The sequence below is a fragment of the Sorangium sp. So ce296 genome (genome assembly GCF_051529605.1).
Taxonomy (GTDB): domain Bacteria; phylum Myxococcota_A; class Polyangia; order Polyangiales; family Polyangiaceae; genus Sorangium; species Sorangium cellulosum_D.
This window is the reverse complement of record NZ_CP150325.1, coordinates 12,208,009-12,226,205: the sequence shown is the minus strand read 5'-3', so window position 1 is coordinate 12,226,205 and position 18,197 is coordinate 12,208,009. Positions and strand designations below refer to the sequence as shown.

The 18,197-nt window shown below is 72.1% G+C and carries 10 protein-coding genes; 7 read left to right on the top strand and 3 right to left on the bottom strand.

Features of this window, described 5'->3' with window-relative positions; genetic code table 11:
- Positions 1–490: 490 nt before the first annotated feature.
- The 3 genes from pheS (at position 491) to WME98_RS45080 (ending at position 6,952) form a co-directional block, all read left to right on the top strand.
- A complete protein-coding gene (gene pheS, locus WME98_RS45090) occupies positions 491–1,540 on the top strand; it encodes a phenylalanine--tRNA ligase subunit alpha (RefSeq protein ID WP_061626417.1) in 1,050 nt (349 codons plus the stop codon).
- 32 nt (positions 1,541–1,572) lie between these two features.
- Positions 1,573–4,035, top strand: coding sequence for a phenylalanine--tRNA ligase subunit beta (gene pheT / locus WME98_RS45085; RefSeq protein ID WP_437947776.1), 2,463 nt, complete (start codon positions 1,573–1,575; stop codon positions 4,033–4,035).
- Positions 4,036–4,642: 607 nt separating this feature from the next.
- Positions 4,643–6,952 carry a glucosyltransferase-I gene (locus WME98_RS45080; RefSeq protein ID WP_437947775.1) on the top strand — a complete coding sequence of 770 codons (2,310 nt, stop codon included), beginning with the start codon at positions 4,643–4,645 and terminating at the stop codon, positions 6,950–6,952.
- Positions 6,953–7,125: 173 nt separating this feature from the next.
- Here WME98_RS45080 and WME98_RS45075 read toward each other — a convergent pair whose 3' ends face one another.
- On the bottom strand, positions 7,126–9,975 hold the full coding sequence (locus WME98_RS45075; protein ID WP_437947774.1) for an nSTAND1 domain-containing NTPase: 2,850 nt from the start codon (positions 9,973–9,975) through the stop codon (positions 7,126–7,128).
- 293 nt (positions 9,976–10,268) lie between these two features.
- Between WME98_RS45075 and WME98_RS45070 the strand changes: the two genes are divergently transcribed.
- From WME98_RS45070 to WME98_RS45060, 3 genes are all read left to right on the top strand, one after another.
- Positions 10,269–11,282, top strand: a complete 1,014-nt coding sequence (locus tag WME98_RS45070; RefSeq protein WP_437947773.1) for a hypothetical protein — start codon at positions 10,269–10,271, stop codon at positions 11,280–11,282.
- Positions 11,283–11,392: 110 nt separating this feature from the next.
- Positions 11,393–13,438 carry a DUF4215 domain-containing protein gene (locus WME98_RS45065; protein WP_437947772.1) on the top strand — a complete coding sequence of 682 codons (2,046 nt, stop codon included), beginning with the start codon at positions 11,393–11,395 and terminating at the stop codon, positions 13,436–13,438.
- Positions 13,439–13,456: 18 nt separating this feature from the next.
- Complete coding sequence (locus WME98_RS45060) at positions 13,457–14,470, top strand: hypothetical protein (RefSeq protein WP_437947771.1); 1,014 nt, start codon at positions 13,457–13,459, stop codon at positions 14,468–14,470.
- 25 nt (positions 14,471–14,495) lie between these two features.
- On the opposite strand, the gene WME98_RS45055 is transcribed toward WME98_RS45060, so the two are convergent.
- Entirely contained in the window at positions 14,496–16,325 is a 1,830-nt protein-coding gene (locus WME98_RS45055; RefSeq protein ID WP_437947770.1) for a sigma 54-interacting transcriptional regulator, read from the bottom strand.
- A 157-nt stretch (positions 16,326–16,482) separates the two neighbouring features.
- On the opposite strand from WME98_RS45055, the gene WME98_RS45050 reads away from it, so the two are divergent.
- Positions 16,483–16,836 (top strand): hypothetical protein, encoded by a 354-nt coding sequence (locus tag WME98_RS45050; RefSeq protein ID WP_061625477.1) that lies wholly within the window; start codon positions 16,483–16,485, stop codon positions 16,834–16,836.
- Positions 16,837–16,885: 49 nt separating this feature from the next.
- Here WME98_RS45050 and WME98_RS45045 read toward each other — a convergent pair whose 3' ends face one another.
- A complete protein-coding gene (locus WME98_RS45045) occupies positions 16,886–18,103 on the bottom strand; it encodes an MFS transporter (protein WP_437320957.1) in 1,218 nt (405 codons plus the stop codon).
- Positions 18,104–18,197 lie beyond the last annotated feature (94 nt).

Below are 18,197 nucleotides of genomic sequence, written 5' to 3'. Positions count from 1 at the left end.
TAGCGATGCATCCGAAGGGTCTTCGGTGAGGACGAAGCGGTGCCGGCGCGGCGCTGCGGTACGTCGCGGGGCCGAGCGCAGCCCGCGGCGGGCAGACGCCGGCCTCGGCCGCGCGCTGCCGAGCGGCGCCCGGCCAATGGCACACCGTGCTGAACCGGTTTTGCAACGGTCGCGCCAGCGCGCGGCTGGCGTAGATCCCGAATGGGGCCGTGCCGGCGCCGCCGGGGCGCTGTCAACCCGGAGTTGACCGTGGTGACAACCGTTGTTGCGCGCCCCGCGCGGAGCCGTCGCGCGCCGCCCCCCTGGATCGCGGCGCGACGCCGCGCGGATCGGGCGTTCGCCTCGGGCGACGGCCGACGGCCCCTCCCCTCTGCCCGGCGCGCGGCGCGCTCCGTCGCCGCCGTCCGCGCACCGGACGTCCCGCACGCGCCGGCGCAGCGCGGGTGGTGATGTCTTGCGTTGCCTGGGGGTCTGGGGTAAGGGGGCGGCAATGAGTGGTCCCGAACTCGGCCGCCTCATCGACGAGGTCGATCGCACGGTGGACGTCCAGTTCGCCGCCGTCGGCGATCTCGATGAGCTGAACCGCCTGTATGCCAGCCTGCTCGGGCGCCGCGGCTCGCTCAATGCGCTGATGAAGCAGCTGCCCGGGGCGGCGCCCGAGGAGCGCAAGGCGCTCGGCCAGCGCCTCAACGCGGTCAAGGGCCGCGTGGAGCGCGCCCGCGAGGAGGCGACCGCCCGGATCAAGCGGACCGCGCGCGATCGCGAGCTCTCCGCGCCGCCCCTCGATATCACCCTGCCCGGCCGCTGGCGCGCGCCCGGCCGGCCGCACCCCATCATGCGGACCCTCGACGAGATCGTGGATATCTTCGTCGGGCTCGGGTTCGACGTCGCCGAGGGGCCGCAGATCGAGCTCGCGCGCTACAACTTCGATCTCCTCGGGTTCCCGGCGGATCACCCGGCCATGGACATGCACGACACGTTCTACGTGGCCGGCGATCCGGGCCAGAACGTGCTCCTCCGCACGCACACGAGCCCGGTGCAGGTGCGCGAGATGCTCTCCCACCCTCCGCCGGTCATGATCGTCGCGCCGGGCGTCGTCTACAGGCGCGACGACGACGCCAGCCACAGCCCCATGTTCGTGCAGATCGAGGGGCTCGTCGTCGACCGCGACGTCTCCCTCGGCGACCTCAAGGGCCTGCTCGAGGTCTACAGCCGCCGGATGTTCGGTGAGAACACGCGGACGCGCTTCCGGCCGAGCTACTTCCCCTTCACCGAGCCCAGCGCCGAGCTCGATGTCTCCTGCCTCGTCTGTTTCGGCGCGAACCGCGCCTGTCCGCAGTGCAAGGGCACCGGCTGGCTGGAGGTGCTCGGGTGCGGCATGGTCCACCCGACGGTGCTCCGGAACGTCGGAATCGACCCGGAGCTCTACACGGGGCTGGCGTTCGGCATCGGCGTGGATCGCACGGCCAACATGAAGTTCGCCGTCGACGACATCCGCGCCTTCTACGAGAACGACGTCCGCTTCCTCGGAAGCCTCTAGGCGACTCCCCTCGCGCCGGAGCCCGACTCCCCATGTTGATATCGTACAAGTGGCTTCAAGAGATCCTCGGCGCCGATCCCGGCGTCGACGCGGTGACGTCGGCGCTCGGCCGCGGCGGGCTCGAGGTCGATCGCGTGACGCACGTCGGCGCCGCGCTGCGCCCGGTGGTCCTCGCGCGCGTCGAGGCGACGCGGCCCCACCCGAGCAAGAAGGGCCTCACGCTGGTCCGCGTGGACGCCGGCGGCGCCGGCGGAGGCGGCGAGGTGGTGTGCGGCGCGCAGAACATCCCGGCCCCCGGCGGCGGCGCGCTCGTCTGTTATGCGCCGGTGGGGGCGCAGGTCCTCGACCGCAGCGGCGCGCTCGTCACGCTGACCGAGAAGGCGGTCGCCGGCGTCTCGTCGGCCGGCATGCTCTGCGCCGAGGACGAGCTCGGCCTCGGGTCGAGCCACGAGGGCCTGCTCACCATCGAGGGCGGGCGCCCGGGGCAATCGCTGCTCGACTGGGAGCCGCGCCTCGAGGACTGGATCATCGAGCTCAGCGTCACCCCCAACCGGCCCGACGCGCTGGGCCACCTGGGCGTGGCCCGGGACGTGGCCGCGGTGCTCGGCGTCCCCTTCCAGCCGCCGGCGGTCGCGCGGCCGCAGGCGAGCGGCGGCGGGGCGCGCGCGAGCGTCGAGGTGCGCGACAAGGAGCGTTGCCCCCGGTATGCCGGCCAGGTGATCGAGGGCGTCAGCGTCGGTCCCTCGCCGCTCTGGGCGCGGGTGCGCCTCGGCCGCCTCGGGGTCCGGCCGATCACGAACGTCGTCGACGCGACGAACCTGGTCATGCTCGAGCGGGGGCAGCCGCTCCACGCCTTCGATCTCGACGCGCTGCGGCTGCCGGTCGAGATCCGGAGGGCGCGGCAGGGCGAGGCGTTCGTCGCGCTCGACGGGCAGAAGCTGTCCCTGAACGAGGACGACCTCGTGATCGCCGACGCGGACCGCGTCGTGGCGCTGGCCGGCGTGATCGGCGGCGCGGACAGCGGCGTCACCGCGACGACGCGCCGGGTGTTCCTCGAGTCGGCCTACTTCGAGCCGCGCGGGATCCGCAGGTCGGCGCGGCGGTACGGCTTCCACACCGAAGCGTCGCACCGCTTCGAGCGCGAGGTGGACCTCTCGGGGGTGCCGCTGTCGCGCGATCGCGGGACCGCGCTCATCTGCGAGCTCGCCGGCGCCGAGGCGGCGGGCGAGCCGATCGACGCGTACGTCGCGCCCCGCGCCCCGCGCCGTCTGACGCTGCGGCTGCCGCGGTACAAGCGCATCATCGGCGCCGAGGCCCCGCCGCGGACGCGCGAGATCCTGGAGACGCTCGGGGTCTCGACCGTGGAGCAGCAGGCGGATCGGCTGCTCGTCGAGGTGCCGGCGCACCGGCCCGACATCGTGGAGGAGATCGACCTCATCGAGGAGGTCGCGCGCGTCGCCGGCTACGACAAGATCCCGAGCAGCCTCCCGCGCGTGGGCGCGGCGCCCGCCGGCGCCCGGGGCGATTACCGCCTCCGGCGCAGGGTGCGCCAGATCTGCACCGGGATCGGCCTGCACGAGGCGGTGACGTACTCGTTCCTGTCGCCGCAGGAGCTGAAGGCGTCGCGCTTCGAGGTCGAGCCGCTCCTCCGGCTGCTGAACCCGCTCTCCGAGGAGAAGTCGGTGATGCGGCCGTCGCTGGTCCCGGGGCTGCTCACGGTCGCGCAGCGCTCGCAGCGGTACAACGTGCCGCGGGTGCGGCTGTTCGAGGTGAGCCAGGTGTTCCTGCCGCGCCAGGGCGAGGCGCGCGGCGCGGGCGGCACGGACGGCGCGGGCCAGAAGGCGCGGGTCGAGCGGCCGCCGGTGGACGAGCCGACCCGGCTGACGGTCCTGCTCGCGGGGCCGCGCGACAGCTATCTCACGCGGCCCGAGGACGTCGACTTCTACGACGGCAAGGGTGTGGTCGAGGCGGTGCTGGCGGAGCTCGCGGGCAGCGTGGCGCCGGAGTTCGACCTCGAGGGCGAGCCGCCGCCGTGGGCACATCCGCGCAAGGGCGCGCGCGTCACGCTCGACGGCCGCGCCGTGGGGTACGTGGCGGAGCTCCACCCGGACGTGCGCGACGCGCTGGAGATCACGACCGGGGCGGTGGTGGCGGAGCTCGATCTCGCGGCGGTGGCGGCGGCCTACCGCGCGCCGGCGGCCGCGAAGCCGAGCCGGTTCCCGGCGATGCGGCACGACGTGGCGCTGCTCTTGCCGCTCGACGTGCCGGCGGGCCAGGTGCTGGAGCTGCTGCGGACGACGGCCGGGGAGCGCTGCGAAAAGGTCGAGCTGTTCGACCGGTACCGCGGCGGCGAGCTCCCGCCGGGGACGCACTCGCTCGGGTTCGCGCTGTGGTTCAGGTCGCCGGAGCGGACGCTGACCGACGAGGAGGTCGATCATTGGACGAAGGCCGCGGTGGACGCGGCGAAGGCGCGGTTCGGGGCGCAGCAGCGCTGAGGCGGGCGGGCGGCGACCGGCGGTGAGCGGCGCGCCCGCCCGCGGACGTCGATCGCCGTCTCGCGCTCGCCGGACTGGCAGCAACCGTGCCGGCCGAGCGTCGGGTCCGAACCTGGACGATCGGCGTTCCCGCGGCCGCTCTCGCGCCCTGGATCCGCGCGCGCGTGGCAAGCGTTGCCTTCATGGCAAAGATTGCCATCGCCGCGGCGGCAGAGGCGCGGCAAGGATTGCCATCGCGCCGGCACCGCGCCCCGAGGGCGCGCCCGACGCCGCCGCGCGTCGCCCGCGAGGACAGCAGACGCGGCGGCTCAGCACGCGGTAGGTGCACGATCGCGGCCTGCGGCGGTGCCAAGGCGGCATGTGGCTTGCTGCTTGCTCCTCGCTCGAGATGTCGCCCGTGGACCGCCTGCTCGTGCCTCGATATCTCCTTGGCGGCGCCGCGGGAGCGGCGGTCCTGGCGTTGCGATACCCCGGAGCGATCTGCCGGGTCGATCAGAGAGAAAGCCACGAGGGTAGGATGCGGGCATCGATGCGCAGGCGGAGCATGGAGCGGAACCGGAGCGTCGTCACGCGCCCTCCGCGGGGCGGCTGGGCGCCTCGCCACGTCGTGGCGATCGTGTTCGCGACGGCGCTGATCGCCGCCACGGGCGCATGCCTTCAGGGCGCGGTCCCTTGCGGTGACAGTTTTTGCCCGATCGACCGTGAATGCGTCATGCCAGCCGACGGCAACCCCCGGTGTGCCGTCCCCGGCTACGGCCATAGCTGTGGCAATGAGATCCTCGAGAACGACGAGGTTTGCGACGACGGGAACACGAAGGACGACGACGGATGCAGCGCCGACTGCAAGTCCAACGAGCGCTGCGGCAACGGCGTCGTCGATGCCGTGCGGGGCGAGGTCTGCGACGACGGCAACGAGCGCGGCGGCGACGGGTGCAGCGCCGACTGCAAGTCCAACGAGCGCTGCGGCAACGGCATCGTCGACGTGATGCGCGGGGAGACCTGCGACTGCGGCTCTGATGAAGTCAGGTCGACCGACCCGCTGTGCCGCGGCGGCCAGAACGCGGAGCGCCGCGGGTATTGCAGGCTCGACTGCGAGGCGCACTGCGGCGACGGGGAGCTGGCGCAGGATGAAGCCTGCGATCCCGGCGTGACGGTCACGACCTCCTGCGTCAACCTGCGCTACGATTTCGGCCGTCCGGGGTGCACCAGCTCCTGCGATGACCTGTCCGTCGGCTCGTGCGGAAGCTGGAACTGGCGTCAGCACGATTTTCTCACATCGGGGCCGCTGACCGGCGTGTGGGAGAGCGGGCCGCAGGATGTCTTCGTCGTGGGCTATAACACGATCCTGCACTACAACGGTCAGGACTGGCGGGCGACGACGTTGCCCACGTCTACCACGCTGAACGGCGTGTGGGGGAGCGGGCCACAGGATGTCTTTGCCGTGGGCTATGACACGATCCTGCACTATGATGGTCAGGAGTGGCAGCCCATGATCTTGCCCACCTCGGATCCGATCACGATCAAGGGCGTGTGGGGGAGCGGGCCGCGGGATGTCTTCGCCGTCGGCGATAACGGCACGATCCTGCACTACGACGGACAGGAGTGGCAGCGCACGGCCTCGCCCACACCGAACGTGTTGTATGACGTGTGGGGGAGCGGGCCGCAGGACGTCTTTGCCGTGGGCTATGGCACGATCCTGCACTATGACGGTCAGGAATGGCAGCCCATGACCTCGCCCTTCCCGGAATTCCTCACGCTGAGGGGCGTGTGGGGGAGCGGGCCGCAGAACGTCTTTGCCGTGGGTGACGACAGCACGATCCTGCGCTACGACGGCCAGGAATGGCAGCCCATGACCTTGCCTGCGCGGGTGGAGACGTTCCATGACGTGTGGGGGAGCGGGCAGCAGAACGTCTTCGCCGTGGGTCATCAGGGCAATATTCTGCACTACGACGGCGAGGTCTGGCAGCTCATGCCCTTGCCCATCTCGGTGGAACAGCTGTCCGGCGTGTCGGGGAGCGGACCGTGGGATGTCTTCGTCGTGAGCGACAGCGGCGCCATCCTGAACTACAACGGCCAGAGCTGGCAGCCCATGACGTCGCCCACATCGGACTGGCTGTACAGCGTGTGGGGGAGCGATCTACAGGATGTCTTTGCCGTGGGTGACAAGGGCACGATCCTGCACTACGACGGCGAGGACTGGCAGGACATGCCCTCTCCCACGTCGGAGCTGTTGTTCGACGTGTGGGGGAGCGGGCCGCGGGATGTCTTCGCCGTGGGTCCCAACGGGACGGCTCTGCGCTACGACGGCCAGGACTGGCAGGACATGCCCTTGCCCACAGGGCTGGAATCGTTGTCCAGCGTGTGGGGGAGCGGGCCGCGGGATGTCTTCGCCGTGGGGTACGGCGGCACGATCCTGCGCTACGACGGCGAGAGCTGGGAGGACATGCCCCGGCCCGAATCGCTGCCGCCGCTCCGCGGCGTGTGGGGGACCGGGCCGCAGGATGTCTTCGCCGTGGGCGAGGGCGGCGCGATCCTGCACTACGACGGTCGGGACTGGCAGAAGGACATGAACCCGCCCACATCGGTAGCGTTGAACAACCTGTGGGGGACCGGGCCGCGGGATGTCTATGCCGTGGGGAACGAGGGCACGATCCTGCACTACGATGGCCAGGGCTGGCAGAAAATGGACTCGACCACGCTGGTCGATCTGTACAGCGTGTGGGGGAGCGGGCCGCGGGATGTCTTTGCCGTGGGTGCGTTCGGCACGCTCCTGCACTACGACGGCATCTCCTGGATCAAGCTCAACTCCACGACAGACCGCCGCCTTTTCACGGGGTGGGGCGCTGGGAGCTCGTCCTTTGTCGTCGGCGAGGGCGGCGCCATCTACCACCACAGCCGGACGGCACCGCCGCGGTAGCCGCGCCGCCTCGATCCCAAGGAGCGCTCCAGCGCAGCGCGCCGCACCCCGAAACGATGTCTGGAGCGCCCTCCTCACCGCCCCTCTGCGCCGACCTCGCCGCCGCGGAACGCCCCTCGCGACGCGACGAGGCCGTCCCCCACCCCGCCGAGGCGCGGCCCCGGCGGCGCCGGCTACTTCAACTTCTCGTCGATCTTCCCCACGGTCCGCTGGATGAGGTGCTCCTGCTCGCGCTTGCTCTGCAGCATCGCCTCCGCGGCCGCCCTCGCCTTCCGCTCCTCCTCGGTGGCCTTCGCCTCGGCCTTTCGCGCCTCGACCTCGGACTGCTGCGCCGTGTCCCGCGCCGCCCGCGCCTCGCCCGCCGCCACGCGGGCCCGCTCGGCCTCGGCCTTGGCGCGGTCCCGGGCCTGCTCCGCCTCGCGCTGCATCGCCTCGGCCCGCCTCCGCTGCGCCTCGCTCTCGTGCCGCGCCCTCTCGGCCGCGCTCCGCTCCGCCTCCTCGCTCGCGAGCGCCGTTTTCAGCGTCTCCTCGGTCCTGCGGATCGCGTCGAGCTGCGCCGTGATCACCCCGTTCTGCCGGGTCAGCTTCACGATCCCCGCCCCCGCCGCGACCACGAGGAGCGACAGCGCCGCGATCGTCCCGGAGACGAGCCGGCGCCTCCGGCGCCGCGTCTCGTCCGCCAGCCGGAGCACCGCCTCCAGGAAGAGCCGCTCCCGCTCCGGCAGCGCGCCCCGGTAGCGCCCGCGAAAGCCGCGCGCCTCCTTCGCGACGTTGCCGCGCCAGAGCGTGTCCGCGGCGCGGCCGCTCGCGTCCCACAGCCTCGCCGCCGCGCGCAGCCGGTCCAGGAACACGGCGTCGTCCTGGCTCTCGTCGAGCCAGCGCTTCAGCGTCGGCCACCGCTCGATCAGCGACTCGTGCACCAGCTCCACCGTGCTGCCCGCGCGGTCGTTCCCCTTCTCGATCGCCACGAGCCGCCCGTCGGCCAGCTGCCCCACGACCCGCTCGATCTCGCCCGGGTCCCCGGGCAGCTCGCACAGCTCGCCCAGGCTGGCCACGGCCCGCGTCCGCTCCGGCGTCACCAGCCGCTCCAGGACCGCCCGCGCGAGCTTCGCCTGGCGCTCGCTCATCCCCGCCAGCAGCGTGTCGGCGTGGCTCGCCAGGGCGCCCGCCACCCCGCCGATCGCCTCGTAGCTCGCCCACGTGAGCAGCCGGCGCCCGCGATCGCGCATCTCCCAGAGCCTCGCCGCGGTGAACTGGAGCAGCGGCAGCGCCCCGCGCGTCGTCGAGAGCGCGTCGAGGATGCCCTCGACCATCGCCGGGTCCTCGATCTCGTGCCGCGCCGCCTCGATCGGCCTCACCAGCGCCTCGCGCAGCCCCTCGCGCCCCATCGGCCGGAGGAACACGAGGCCCCGGGTCATCGCCGCCATGAAGTGCTCGTGCTCGGCCATTCGCTCGAGGAAATCCGATCGCACCGACAGGACGACGCGGAGCGGCGAGGACGCGTCGTCGGCGATGCCCTCCAGGCACGCGAGGAACGCCGCGCGCTCGTCGGCCGGGGCGCCGAGCGTGACGAGCTCCTCGAACTGATCGATGAACAGCAAGAGGCGCCGCTGCGCCCGGGCCGCCCACCCGCGCAGCGCGGCGCCGAGCAGGCCCGGCTCGGCGCGCAGCCGCGGCGCCAAGGCCGCGCGCGTCCCCGCGGCGGTGTCGAAGGCGAGCGCCTGCACGTCGGTGCTCAGCGTCACGGCAGGGCTGCCGAGGAGCTCCGCGAGCGCCGCCAGCGGCTCGCGCCCCGGCCGGAGGACCAGCGCCTCCCAGCCCTCGCCGGAGCGCTTGAGCGCCGGGATCACCCCGGCCCGCACGAGCGACGACTTCCCCACGCCCGAAGCGCCCGCGATCGCGAGCAGCGGCTGGCTGCGCAGGCGCGCGACGACGCCCGCGAGGTCCTGCGCGCGGCCGAAGAAGCGGTCGGCGTCGGCCTCCTGGAAGGACGAGAGGCCGGCGAACGGGCTCTCGTCGCTGCCGAGGTGGATCTCCCGGCGTCCGGGCAGGAGGGGCAAGAGCTCGGTCAGGAGCTCCTCGGCGGAGGCGTACCGCTCGGCCTTGCGCTTGCGCAGGCAGCGGTCGATGATCGCCCCGAGCGCGCCGACCTCCGGGTAGCGCGCGCCGACCTCGGGCATCGGCTCGTCGAGGCGCGGCACCGCGATGAGGTCCGGCATCCGGCACGGCGCGAGCGGATGAGCCCCGAGCACGAGCTCGTAAAGCATGATGCCCACGGCCCAGACATCGCTCGACGGGTCGATCTCCCGCCCTTCCCATTGCTCGGGGGACATATAAGGCAGCGTGCCGAGCGCCGCGCCCGGGTGCGTCAGGCGCACGTCGTCGACGGCGGGGCGCTCGGCGACCAGGCTCGCCTCGTCGTCGCGCAGCTTGGCGATGCCGAAATCGACCACCTTGATCGCGCCCGCGGCGTCCAGCATGACGTTCTCCGGCTTGAGATCGCGATGGACGATGCCGGACGCGTGCGCGCTCGCGAGCGCGCGCACGACGGGGACCATCATCTCGACGGCCAGGCCGGGCGGGACCGGCGCCGCCCGCGCCCGGCTGGGGGCGTCGCCGGGCCTGCGCTGCTTCATCCACGCACGGAAGCTCTGCCCCTCGATGTACTCGAGCACCATGTACGGGAATCCGTCGTGCTCGTTCACCTCGTGGATCGTCACGATATGCTCGTGCTTGCAGCGCGCGGTGGCCTGCGCCTCGGCGAGGAAGCGCTGGACTCCGGTGCTGCTCAGCTTCGTGAGGAGCTTGATCGCGACGAGGCGAGCGAGCCGGAGGTCGCGCGCCAGGAAGACGACGCCCATGCCTCCCCGGCCGAGCTCGCGCAGGAGCTCGTAATGGCCGATGCGGGCGCCGGCGGACGGCGGCGACTTGCCGGGCTCGCGCGACGACGGCGGGTCGACCGTCGCGCGCATCGTCTGGGTCCTGATCATCTCGCGAGCGCCCGCGACCACGGCCGGGAGCATAGTACCGTTCCGGCGCGCGGCAGCACCCCTTTCACGCGACGGGGCACGACCGCGACCCTCCCACACGGCCTCCGGTCAGATCACCCGGCTCCGAGCGGCCCAGGCCCCCGACGGCACATCCGGGCGTCGGCTTGCTGGGCAGGAGCCCCCGTGCGATCGTCGCCTCTCCTCTCCTTGCGCTCGATGCGGCGACCGCGATATGCGCGCGACGTGCCCGGCGACCCCGGGCGCGCGCCGATCGGGCGCGGGAGCGCAGGTCCCACGGACGCCCCGGCGGAGAGGCGCTCGGCTTCATGACGACGACCCGCAAGCCACCCGCTCGATTCGTGCTCTCGACAGCGCAGCTCCTCCTGCCGATGGCCCTTGTGCCCCTGTGCGCTGGGCTCGCGCGCGCCGAGGAGGCGCCGCCGGGGCCATGGCACGAGGGGGTCTCCGAGGAGCGAAAGCAGCGGGCGCAGGCGCTCTTCGAAGAGGCGCGCGAGCTGCACCGGCGCGCGATGCTCGCCGAGGCGCGGGCCAAGTACGAGGAGGCGCTCGCGGTCTGGGAGCAGCCCGAGCTCCGGCTCTATCTCGGGCGGGTGTTGAAGCTCATGGGCCTGCCCCTCCCGGCCCACGAGAACCTGCGCCTCGCCCTGCGCTGGGGGCCCGGCTCGCTCGACGCCGAGAAGGAGCAGGAGGCGCGCGCGGCGATGCGAGCGCTCGCCGAGCGGGAGCTCGCCGCCATCCGGATCCGCTGCGACGAGCCGGGCGCCGTCGTGCTGATGGACGGCCAGCCGTGGTTCATCGGCCCCGGCGCCGAGCGCCGGATGGTCATGCCGGGAGAGCACGTCATCACGGCGAAAAAGAGCGGCTATTTCACGGTCGTCAAGCCCATCCTCGTCGTCGCCGGCAAAGAGGCTTCGGGACGGGTCGCCCTGAGCGCCGATACCGTCGTCAGCGGGCCGTGGTGGGCCACGTGGCTCCCGTGGGCCACGCTCGGGGCGGGCGCGGCCCTGGGCATCGCGGGCGGCGGGCTGATGTGGCATGCCGACACGGACCACGAAAATGTCCACAAGCGCCTCCAAGGCGGCTGCGTTCCGACGTGCGAAGCGCTCGATCGCGACGCGTACGATCGCAGCGTCCTCGAGAACCGGCTGGGGATCGGCGCCCTCGTCGCCGGCGGAGCGACCGTGATCACCGGGAGTGTCCTGCTCTTCATGAACAGGCCCGAGGCCTACCGCACCCCGGATCGCGGCGGCGTGAAGATCGAGCTCCGGCCCGCCGCGTCGCTCGAGGGTGCGATGCTGTCCGGCCGGGTCGTGTTCTGATCCAACCGAGGAAAAGGCGAGGTAGAATGCGGAGGCGGGACGAGGATGCGAGCCCAGCGGTCTCGGGCCTGTGGCGAGGCGGAGGAGCGCTCCGCCATGCGGCTGCGGCCGTGTTCGTGCTGGCTTTGTTCTGTATCGCGGGGGCGTGCCTCCAGGGCGGGATCCCGTGCGACGGCGGGGTTTGCCCGTCCGGCTACACCTGCGTCTCCGCTACGTGCGTCGCCTCGACGAGCGTCAACACCTGCGGCAACGGCGTCGTGGAGGCCGGCGAGGACTGCGACGACGGCAACCAGGTCGGCGGCGACGGCTGCGGCAGCAGGTGCGTGCATTGCGGCGACGGGGAGCTGACACGGGATGAGATCTGCGACACCCAATTGCCGGTCACGATATCCTGCGTCTCGCTGAGCTACGACTTCGGCCGCCCGGGGTGCGTCAGCTCCTGCGATGACCTGTCCGTCATCCCGTGCGGAAGCTGGAACTGGCGGCGGCAGGAGCGCGTGACCTCGCGAGCGTTGCGCGCCGGTTGGAGCTGGCGGCAGGAAGCGTTTGCCGTGGGTGACGGCGGCGCGATCGTTCGCTACAACGGCCAGTCCTGGCAGGACTCGCCCTCGCCCACGTCGGAAGCGTTGTCGGGCGTGTGGGGGAGCGGGCCGCGCGATGTCTTCGCCGTGGGTTCTGAAGGCACGATCCTGCACTACGACGGTGAGGACTGGCACGCCATGCCCTCGCCCACGTCGGAAGCGTTGTCGGACGTGTGGGGGAGCGGGCCGCGCGATGTCTTTGCCGTGGGCGCTCGGGGCACGATCCTGCACTACGACGGTCAGGGCTGGCAGGCCATGCCCTCGCCCACGTCGGAGGCTTTGTCGGGCGTGTGGGGGAGCGAGGCGCACGATGTCTTCGCCGTGGGGTCTGAAGGCACGATCCTGCGCTACGACGGTCAGGGCTGGCGGGTCATGCCCTCGCCGACGTCGGAAGCGTTGTCGGGCGTGTGGGGGAGCGAGGCGCACGACGTCTTCGCCGTGGGTGATCAGGGCACGATGCTCCGCTACGACGGTCAGGGCTGGCAGGCCGTGCCCTCGCCCACATCGAAGGCTTTGTCGGGCGTGTGGGAGAGCGCGCCGGACAATGTCTATGTCGTGGATGTCGAGGGCACGATGCTGCACTACGACGGCGAGGGCTGGCGGCGCATGACGTTGCCCACGACGTTGCCCGAGGAGGTGTCCTCGCGGCAGGTACGGTTGCACGATGTGTGGGGGAGCGGACCGCAGGACGTCTTCGCCGTGGGGAACGGAGGCACGACGCTGCACTACAACGGCCAGGACTGGCAGAACATGACCTCGCCCACGACGGCATGGATGAGCGGCGTATGGGGGAGCGGACCGCGCGATGTCTTCGTCGTGGGTGATGGAGGCACGATCCTGCGCTACGACGGCCACAGCTGGGAGGCGGAGATCCGGCCCACGAAGCCATCGTTGAACGGCGTGTGGGGGAGCGGGCCGCAGGATGTCTTCGTCGTGGGTTCTGAAGGCACGATCCTGCACTACGACGGCCAGGGCTGGGAGGATGAGAGCTGGCCTTCGAAGCCATGGTTGCACGGCGTGTGGGGGTACGGGCCGCAGGATGTCTTTGCCGTGGGTTCTGAAGGCACGATCCTGCACTACGACGGCCAGGGCTGGCAAAAAATGCCCTCGCCCGCACCGGAGGCATCGTTGAAGGGCGTGTGGGGGAGCGGGCCGACGGATGTCTTCGCCGTGGGTGATCGGGGCACGATCCTGCACTACGACGGCGAGGGCTGGCAGAAAATGCCCTCGCCCGCACCGGAGGCATGGTTGACCGGGGTGTGGGGGAGCGGGCCGCAGGATGTCTTCGCCGTGGGTTCTGAAGGCACGATCCTGCACTACGGCGGCCGGGGCTGGAAGGCCATGAGCTCGACCACGCTGATAACGCTGAATGGGGTGTGGGGGAGCGGGCCGCGGGATGTCTTTGCAGTGGGCCAGTTCGGCGAGCTCCTGCACTACGATGGGACCTCCTGGCTCAAGCTCGATCCCACGACGGATCGCATCTTTTTCGCGGTCTGGGGCACCGGGAAATCGTCCTTTGTCGTCGGCGAGGGCGGCGCCATCTATCGTCACATCCGGACGGTGCTGCCGCGGTAGTGGGAGGCGCTCGGCTTCATGACGACGACCCGCAAGCGACCCGCTCGATTCGCGCTCTCGACAGCGCAGCTCCTTTTGCCCATCGCCGTCGTGACCCTGTGCGCTGGGCCCGCGCGCGCCCACGAGGCGCCGCCGGGGCCATGGCACGAGGGGGTCTCCGAGGAGCGAAAGCAGCGGGCGCGGGCGCTCTTCGAGGAGGCGCGCGAGCTGCACCGGCGCGCGATGCTCGCCGAGGCGCGGGCCAAGTACGAGGAGGCGCTCGCGGTCTGGGAGCAGCCCGAGCTCCGGCTCTACCTCGGGCGGGTGTTGAAGCTCATGGGCCTGCCCCTCCCGGCCCACGAGAACCTGCGCCTCGCCCTGCGCTGGGGGCCCGGCTCGCTCGACGCCGAGAAGGAGCAGGAGGCGCGCGCGGCGATGCGAGCGCTCGCCGAGCGGGAGCTCGCCGCCATCCGGATCCGCTGCGACGAGCCGGGCGCCGTCGTGCTGATGGACGGCCAGCCCTGGTTCATCGGCCCCGGCGCCGAGCGCCGGATGGTCATGCCGGGAGAGCACGTCATCACGGCGAAAAAGGGAGGCTATTTTACGGTCGTCAAGCCCATCCTCGTCTTCGCCGGCCAAGAGGCTTCGGGCCAGATCGCCCTGAGCGCCGATACCGTCGTCAGCGGGCCGCGGTGGGCCACGTGGCTCCCGTGGGCCACGCTCGGGGCGGGCGCGGCCCTGGGCATCGCGGGCGGCGCGCTGATGCGGCATGCCGCCGCCGCCGAGGAAGCAACCGACCAGCGCCTAGAGGCCCGCTGCCTTCCGTCGTGCAAGCCGTTCACGTCTGACACGTACGACGGCACCCACCTCGAGAACGGGCTGGGGATCGGCGCCCTCCTCGTCGGTGGAGCGGCCGTGATCACGGGGACGGTTCTGCTCTTCGTGAACGGGCCAGAGGCCTACCGCACCCCGGATCGCGGCGGCGTGAAGATCGAGCTCCGGCCCGCCGCGTCGCCCGATGCTGCGGCGCTGTCGGCGCGGCTCGTGTTCTGATCCGTCCGGGGACCGGACCGCTCCCTCACGGGCTCCGCTTCCCCTCTCGCGTGGAGATGCCGTATTGCTTGAGCTTGAACGTGAAGGTGCGGACGGGCATCCCGAGGAGCGCCGCCGCCCGCTTCTGGACCCCGTCCGCGGCGTCGAGCGCCTGGCGCATGCGCGTGCACTCGATCTCCCGGAGCTCCTCGGCGATGGGCTTGAAGCGGGAGGGCCCCGCCGCGGGCGGCGCCGACGGATCCGCCGCGGGCCGCGGCGGGAGCTCGAGCCCGGCGATGCGCTCGGGCAGGCCCCAGGGCTCGATCACCGGGCCGTCCGCCGTGGCGGCGGCGTACTCCATCGCGTTCTTGAGCTCGCGCACGTTGCCGGGGAACGGGTGCGCGAAGAGCGCGGCGAGCGCGGCCTCCGAGAGATCGAGCGCGGGCCGACCGGCCCGGGCGCACGCCTCGGCGAGGAACAGGCGGGCCAGGATCGGCAGCTCGCGCCGCCGGTGCCGGAGCGGGGGCAGCTCGACGACGGCGGCGCTCAGGCGGAAGAGCAGATCTTGACGGAATCGGCCGGCGCGGACCTCCTCCTCGAGGTCGCGGTTGGTGGCGGCGACGATGCGGATGTCCACCTCGCGATCGCGCACGTCGCCGAGGCGCGTGATCCGCTTCGCCTCGAGCGCGCGGAGCAGCTTGGCCTGCGCGCCGAGGGGCAGCTCGCCGATCTCGTCGAGGAAGACGGTGCCGCCGTGCGCCCGCTCCAGCAGGCCGGGCTTGGGCACCCGCGCCTCCGAGAAGGCGCCCTTCTCGTAGCCGAAGAGCTCGCTCTCCACCAGCGTCTCCGGGAGCGCGGCGCAGTTGAGCGTGATCATCGGCTTCTGGGCCCGCGCCGACCAGTGGTGCACGGCGGCCGCGGCGTTCTCCTTGCCCGCCCCCGTCTCGCCGAGGACGAGCACCGGCAGATCGCTCGCCGCGAGGCGCCGGATCAGCTCGAACAGCCGGATCATGGCCGAATCGGCCACCACGACGGTGCGCTCGCCGATGACGTGCCGGACGGCGGCCTCCGAGGCGGAGGCGATCGCCCCCGGGGCGGCGATCGACGCGGCGGTCCGCGCGCCGGCGAGGAGCGTCTCGGTGTCGCCGCCGTCGAACGGGTAGCAGGCCAGGCCGGCGCGCGCCTCGGGGGAGAGCGGCGCGATCGCCTCGAGCACCTGGAGCGCCGCGGCGCGCGCCGCATCGCCGCCGAGCTCGGGGAACCCGATGGCGAGCTGAGAGGCGCCGTCCCAGGCGACGATGTCCACGAGCCGGAGCGCCGAGAGCGCCCGCTGCTCCAGCGTCGTGCGCATCTGCACGGACCCGAGGGACACCACCGCCAGGCCGAACGGCCGCGCCGAGTCGGCGGCGCGCTCGATCTCCTCCTCGACGCGCCGGCGCAGCCGGCCCATCTCGATGAGGGCGCTGCCCCGCGACGGCGACTCGCGCCGGAGGATCAGCGTGGTGTCGCCCATGGTGATGACGTCGCCGGAGCCGAGCGCGCGCGAGCCCTCGATGCGCTCGCCGTTGACGAGCGTGCCATTGTGGCTGCCGAGATCGGCGATCCGGATCTCGCCCCGGGAAAAGACGAGCTCGGCGTGCCGCCTGGACACCGCGGCGGTGTCGAGCCGCACGTCGGCGTCGTCGCTGCGCCCCACGACGAGCACGCCGTCGTCCGGCAGGGCGCGCCGGTACGACGAGGAAGCGCCGATGACGAGGAGGTAGGAGTAGATTCCACGGCTGTCCGGGGACTGCCGCAGATCGAAGGTCTGCGTCGTCAACGGCGAGCTCGCGAGGCCGCTCATCAGCCCGAAGCTATACCCGAAGCGCTCGCGCATGCAAGGCGCGAGCCTCCCTCGTCAACGCCGGCAACAGCGCTTTCGGCGGCTCGAGCGTCGATGGGATGAACGGGGCGTCTCCGAGGGATTCGCCCTCCCGCGCCGGAACCTTCGGCGCCAGCGCCTGTCAAGAGCCCTGGTCAAGGAGGCACTCGTCATGGCTGAAGCGTTCCACATGGGCGGCTGGGGGATGTATCCGACGTTGGTCTTCGGTCTCCTGCTCCTCGCCGCGTCCGTCCGTTATGCTGTCTCGCCCGAGCGGCGGTTCGTGCCGCTCCAGATCAGCCTCGGTATCCTCACGCTGGTGTCCGGCGGCCTCGGGTTCGTCAGCGGCACCATCAAATCGCTCACCCTCATGGGCGCGGTGCCGCCCGACGCGCGCTGGCTGTGGATCGTCGGCCTCGGCGAGTCGCTCCACAACATCGCGCTGGCGCTCGCGCTCCTCATCCTCTCGTCCCTCGCCGCGACCGTCGGCGCTTATCGCATCTCGCAGACGAGCCCCGCCCGCTGACGCCCGCGCCCCGAGCGCTCGCGCCGCGGCCGGGCGCGCGGCGGCACGGCTACGTGCGCTGGGCGGCGGCGAGGGCGACGCGCCGCTCGATCCCGAGGAACAGGAGCGGGAGCGCGAGCGTGAAGGCGATCGAGAGCGCGGCGACGGCGGGCATGCCGTCGAGGCGCCGGTCCGGCAGCTCGTGGAGCATCCTCGCCGACCAGAACGCCGCGATGGCGGACGCCATGTGCTGCACGGCCGACTGCATGGAGGTGAAGCGCGCGCGCTCGGCCGGGCGCGGCACCTTGGACGTCAGCGTGCTGTGCGAGACGTTGCGGAACGTCATGCCGAGCATGAAGACGATGAAGATGACGAGCACGGGCAGCCCCGGCACGTACGAGAAGAAGCCGGCGTAGAGGACGCCCACGAGCACCGCCGCGCCCACCGAGCCCGTCTGGAACGCGCCGAAGCGGTCGACGAGCGGCCCCACCGCGCGCATCGCGAAGAAGCTGACCAGGCCCCCCACGAAGTAGAGCAGCCCGAGCCGCTCGCGCGGGTACCCGAGGTTGTACTGCACGTACGCGGAGATGTTGGGGATCACGAGGAACGACGCCATCGTCACGGTCGCCGTCGTCGCGTACGAGAGCATCACGATCGGCCGGCCGAGGAGGGCGCGGAGCTCGCTCAGGGCGCCGCCCGACGGCGGCTCGCCGGCGAGGTGATCGCGCATCGAGGGCAGGAGGAAGACCGCGAGCCCGGCGACGAGCAGCCCGAGCGCGGCGACGGCGAAGAACGGCAGCGGGAAGCCGCCGCGCCGGGCGAGCTCCAGCCCGGCCGGGATGCCGAACACCGAGGCGACCGAGAACGAGCCCATCACGACGCCCATCGCCTTGCCGCGGCGCTCGGGCGGGATGACGTCCGCGACGATGGAGAACGCGACCGAGGTCGCGGGCCCGCCGAACGCCCCGGCGAGCACGCGCGCCGCCATGAGGCTCGGCAGCCCGGTCGCGAAGCCGCCGGCCGCGGTGCCGACGACGAGGCCGAGCATCGCCACCGCGAGCGCGCTGCGCCGGTCGAACCGGTCGAGGAAGAACGCGCCGGCGAGGCCCGACAGCGCGGCCGACGCGGTGTAGCTGCCGCCGATGAGGCCGATGTCGGACATCGGGATGCCCAGAGCGACCGCGAAGTCCGGCCCGAGCGGCATCACCATCACGAAGTCGAGGATGTTGATGAACTGGACCGCAGCGACGAGGAAGATGATGCTCCGCTCGGAGCGAGGTGTGGACACAAGGATCGACTGTAACCCTTGGCGAGGCGCTCGGACGAGGAGAATACGGATCGAGCACGTTGCGCGCGGGCGGCTCGATGGTTGCTGACCACGC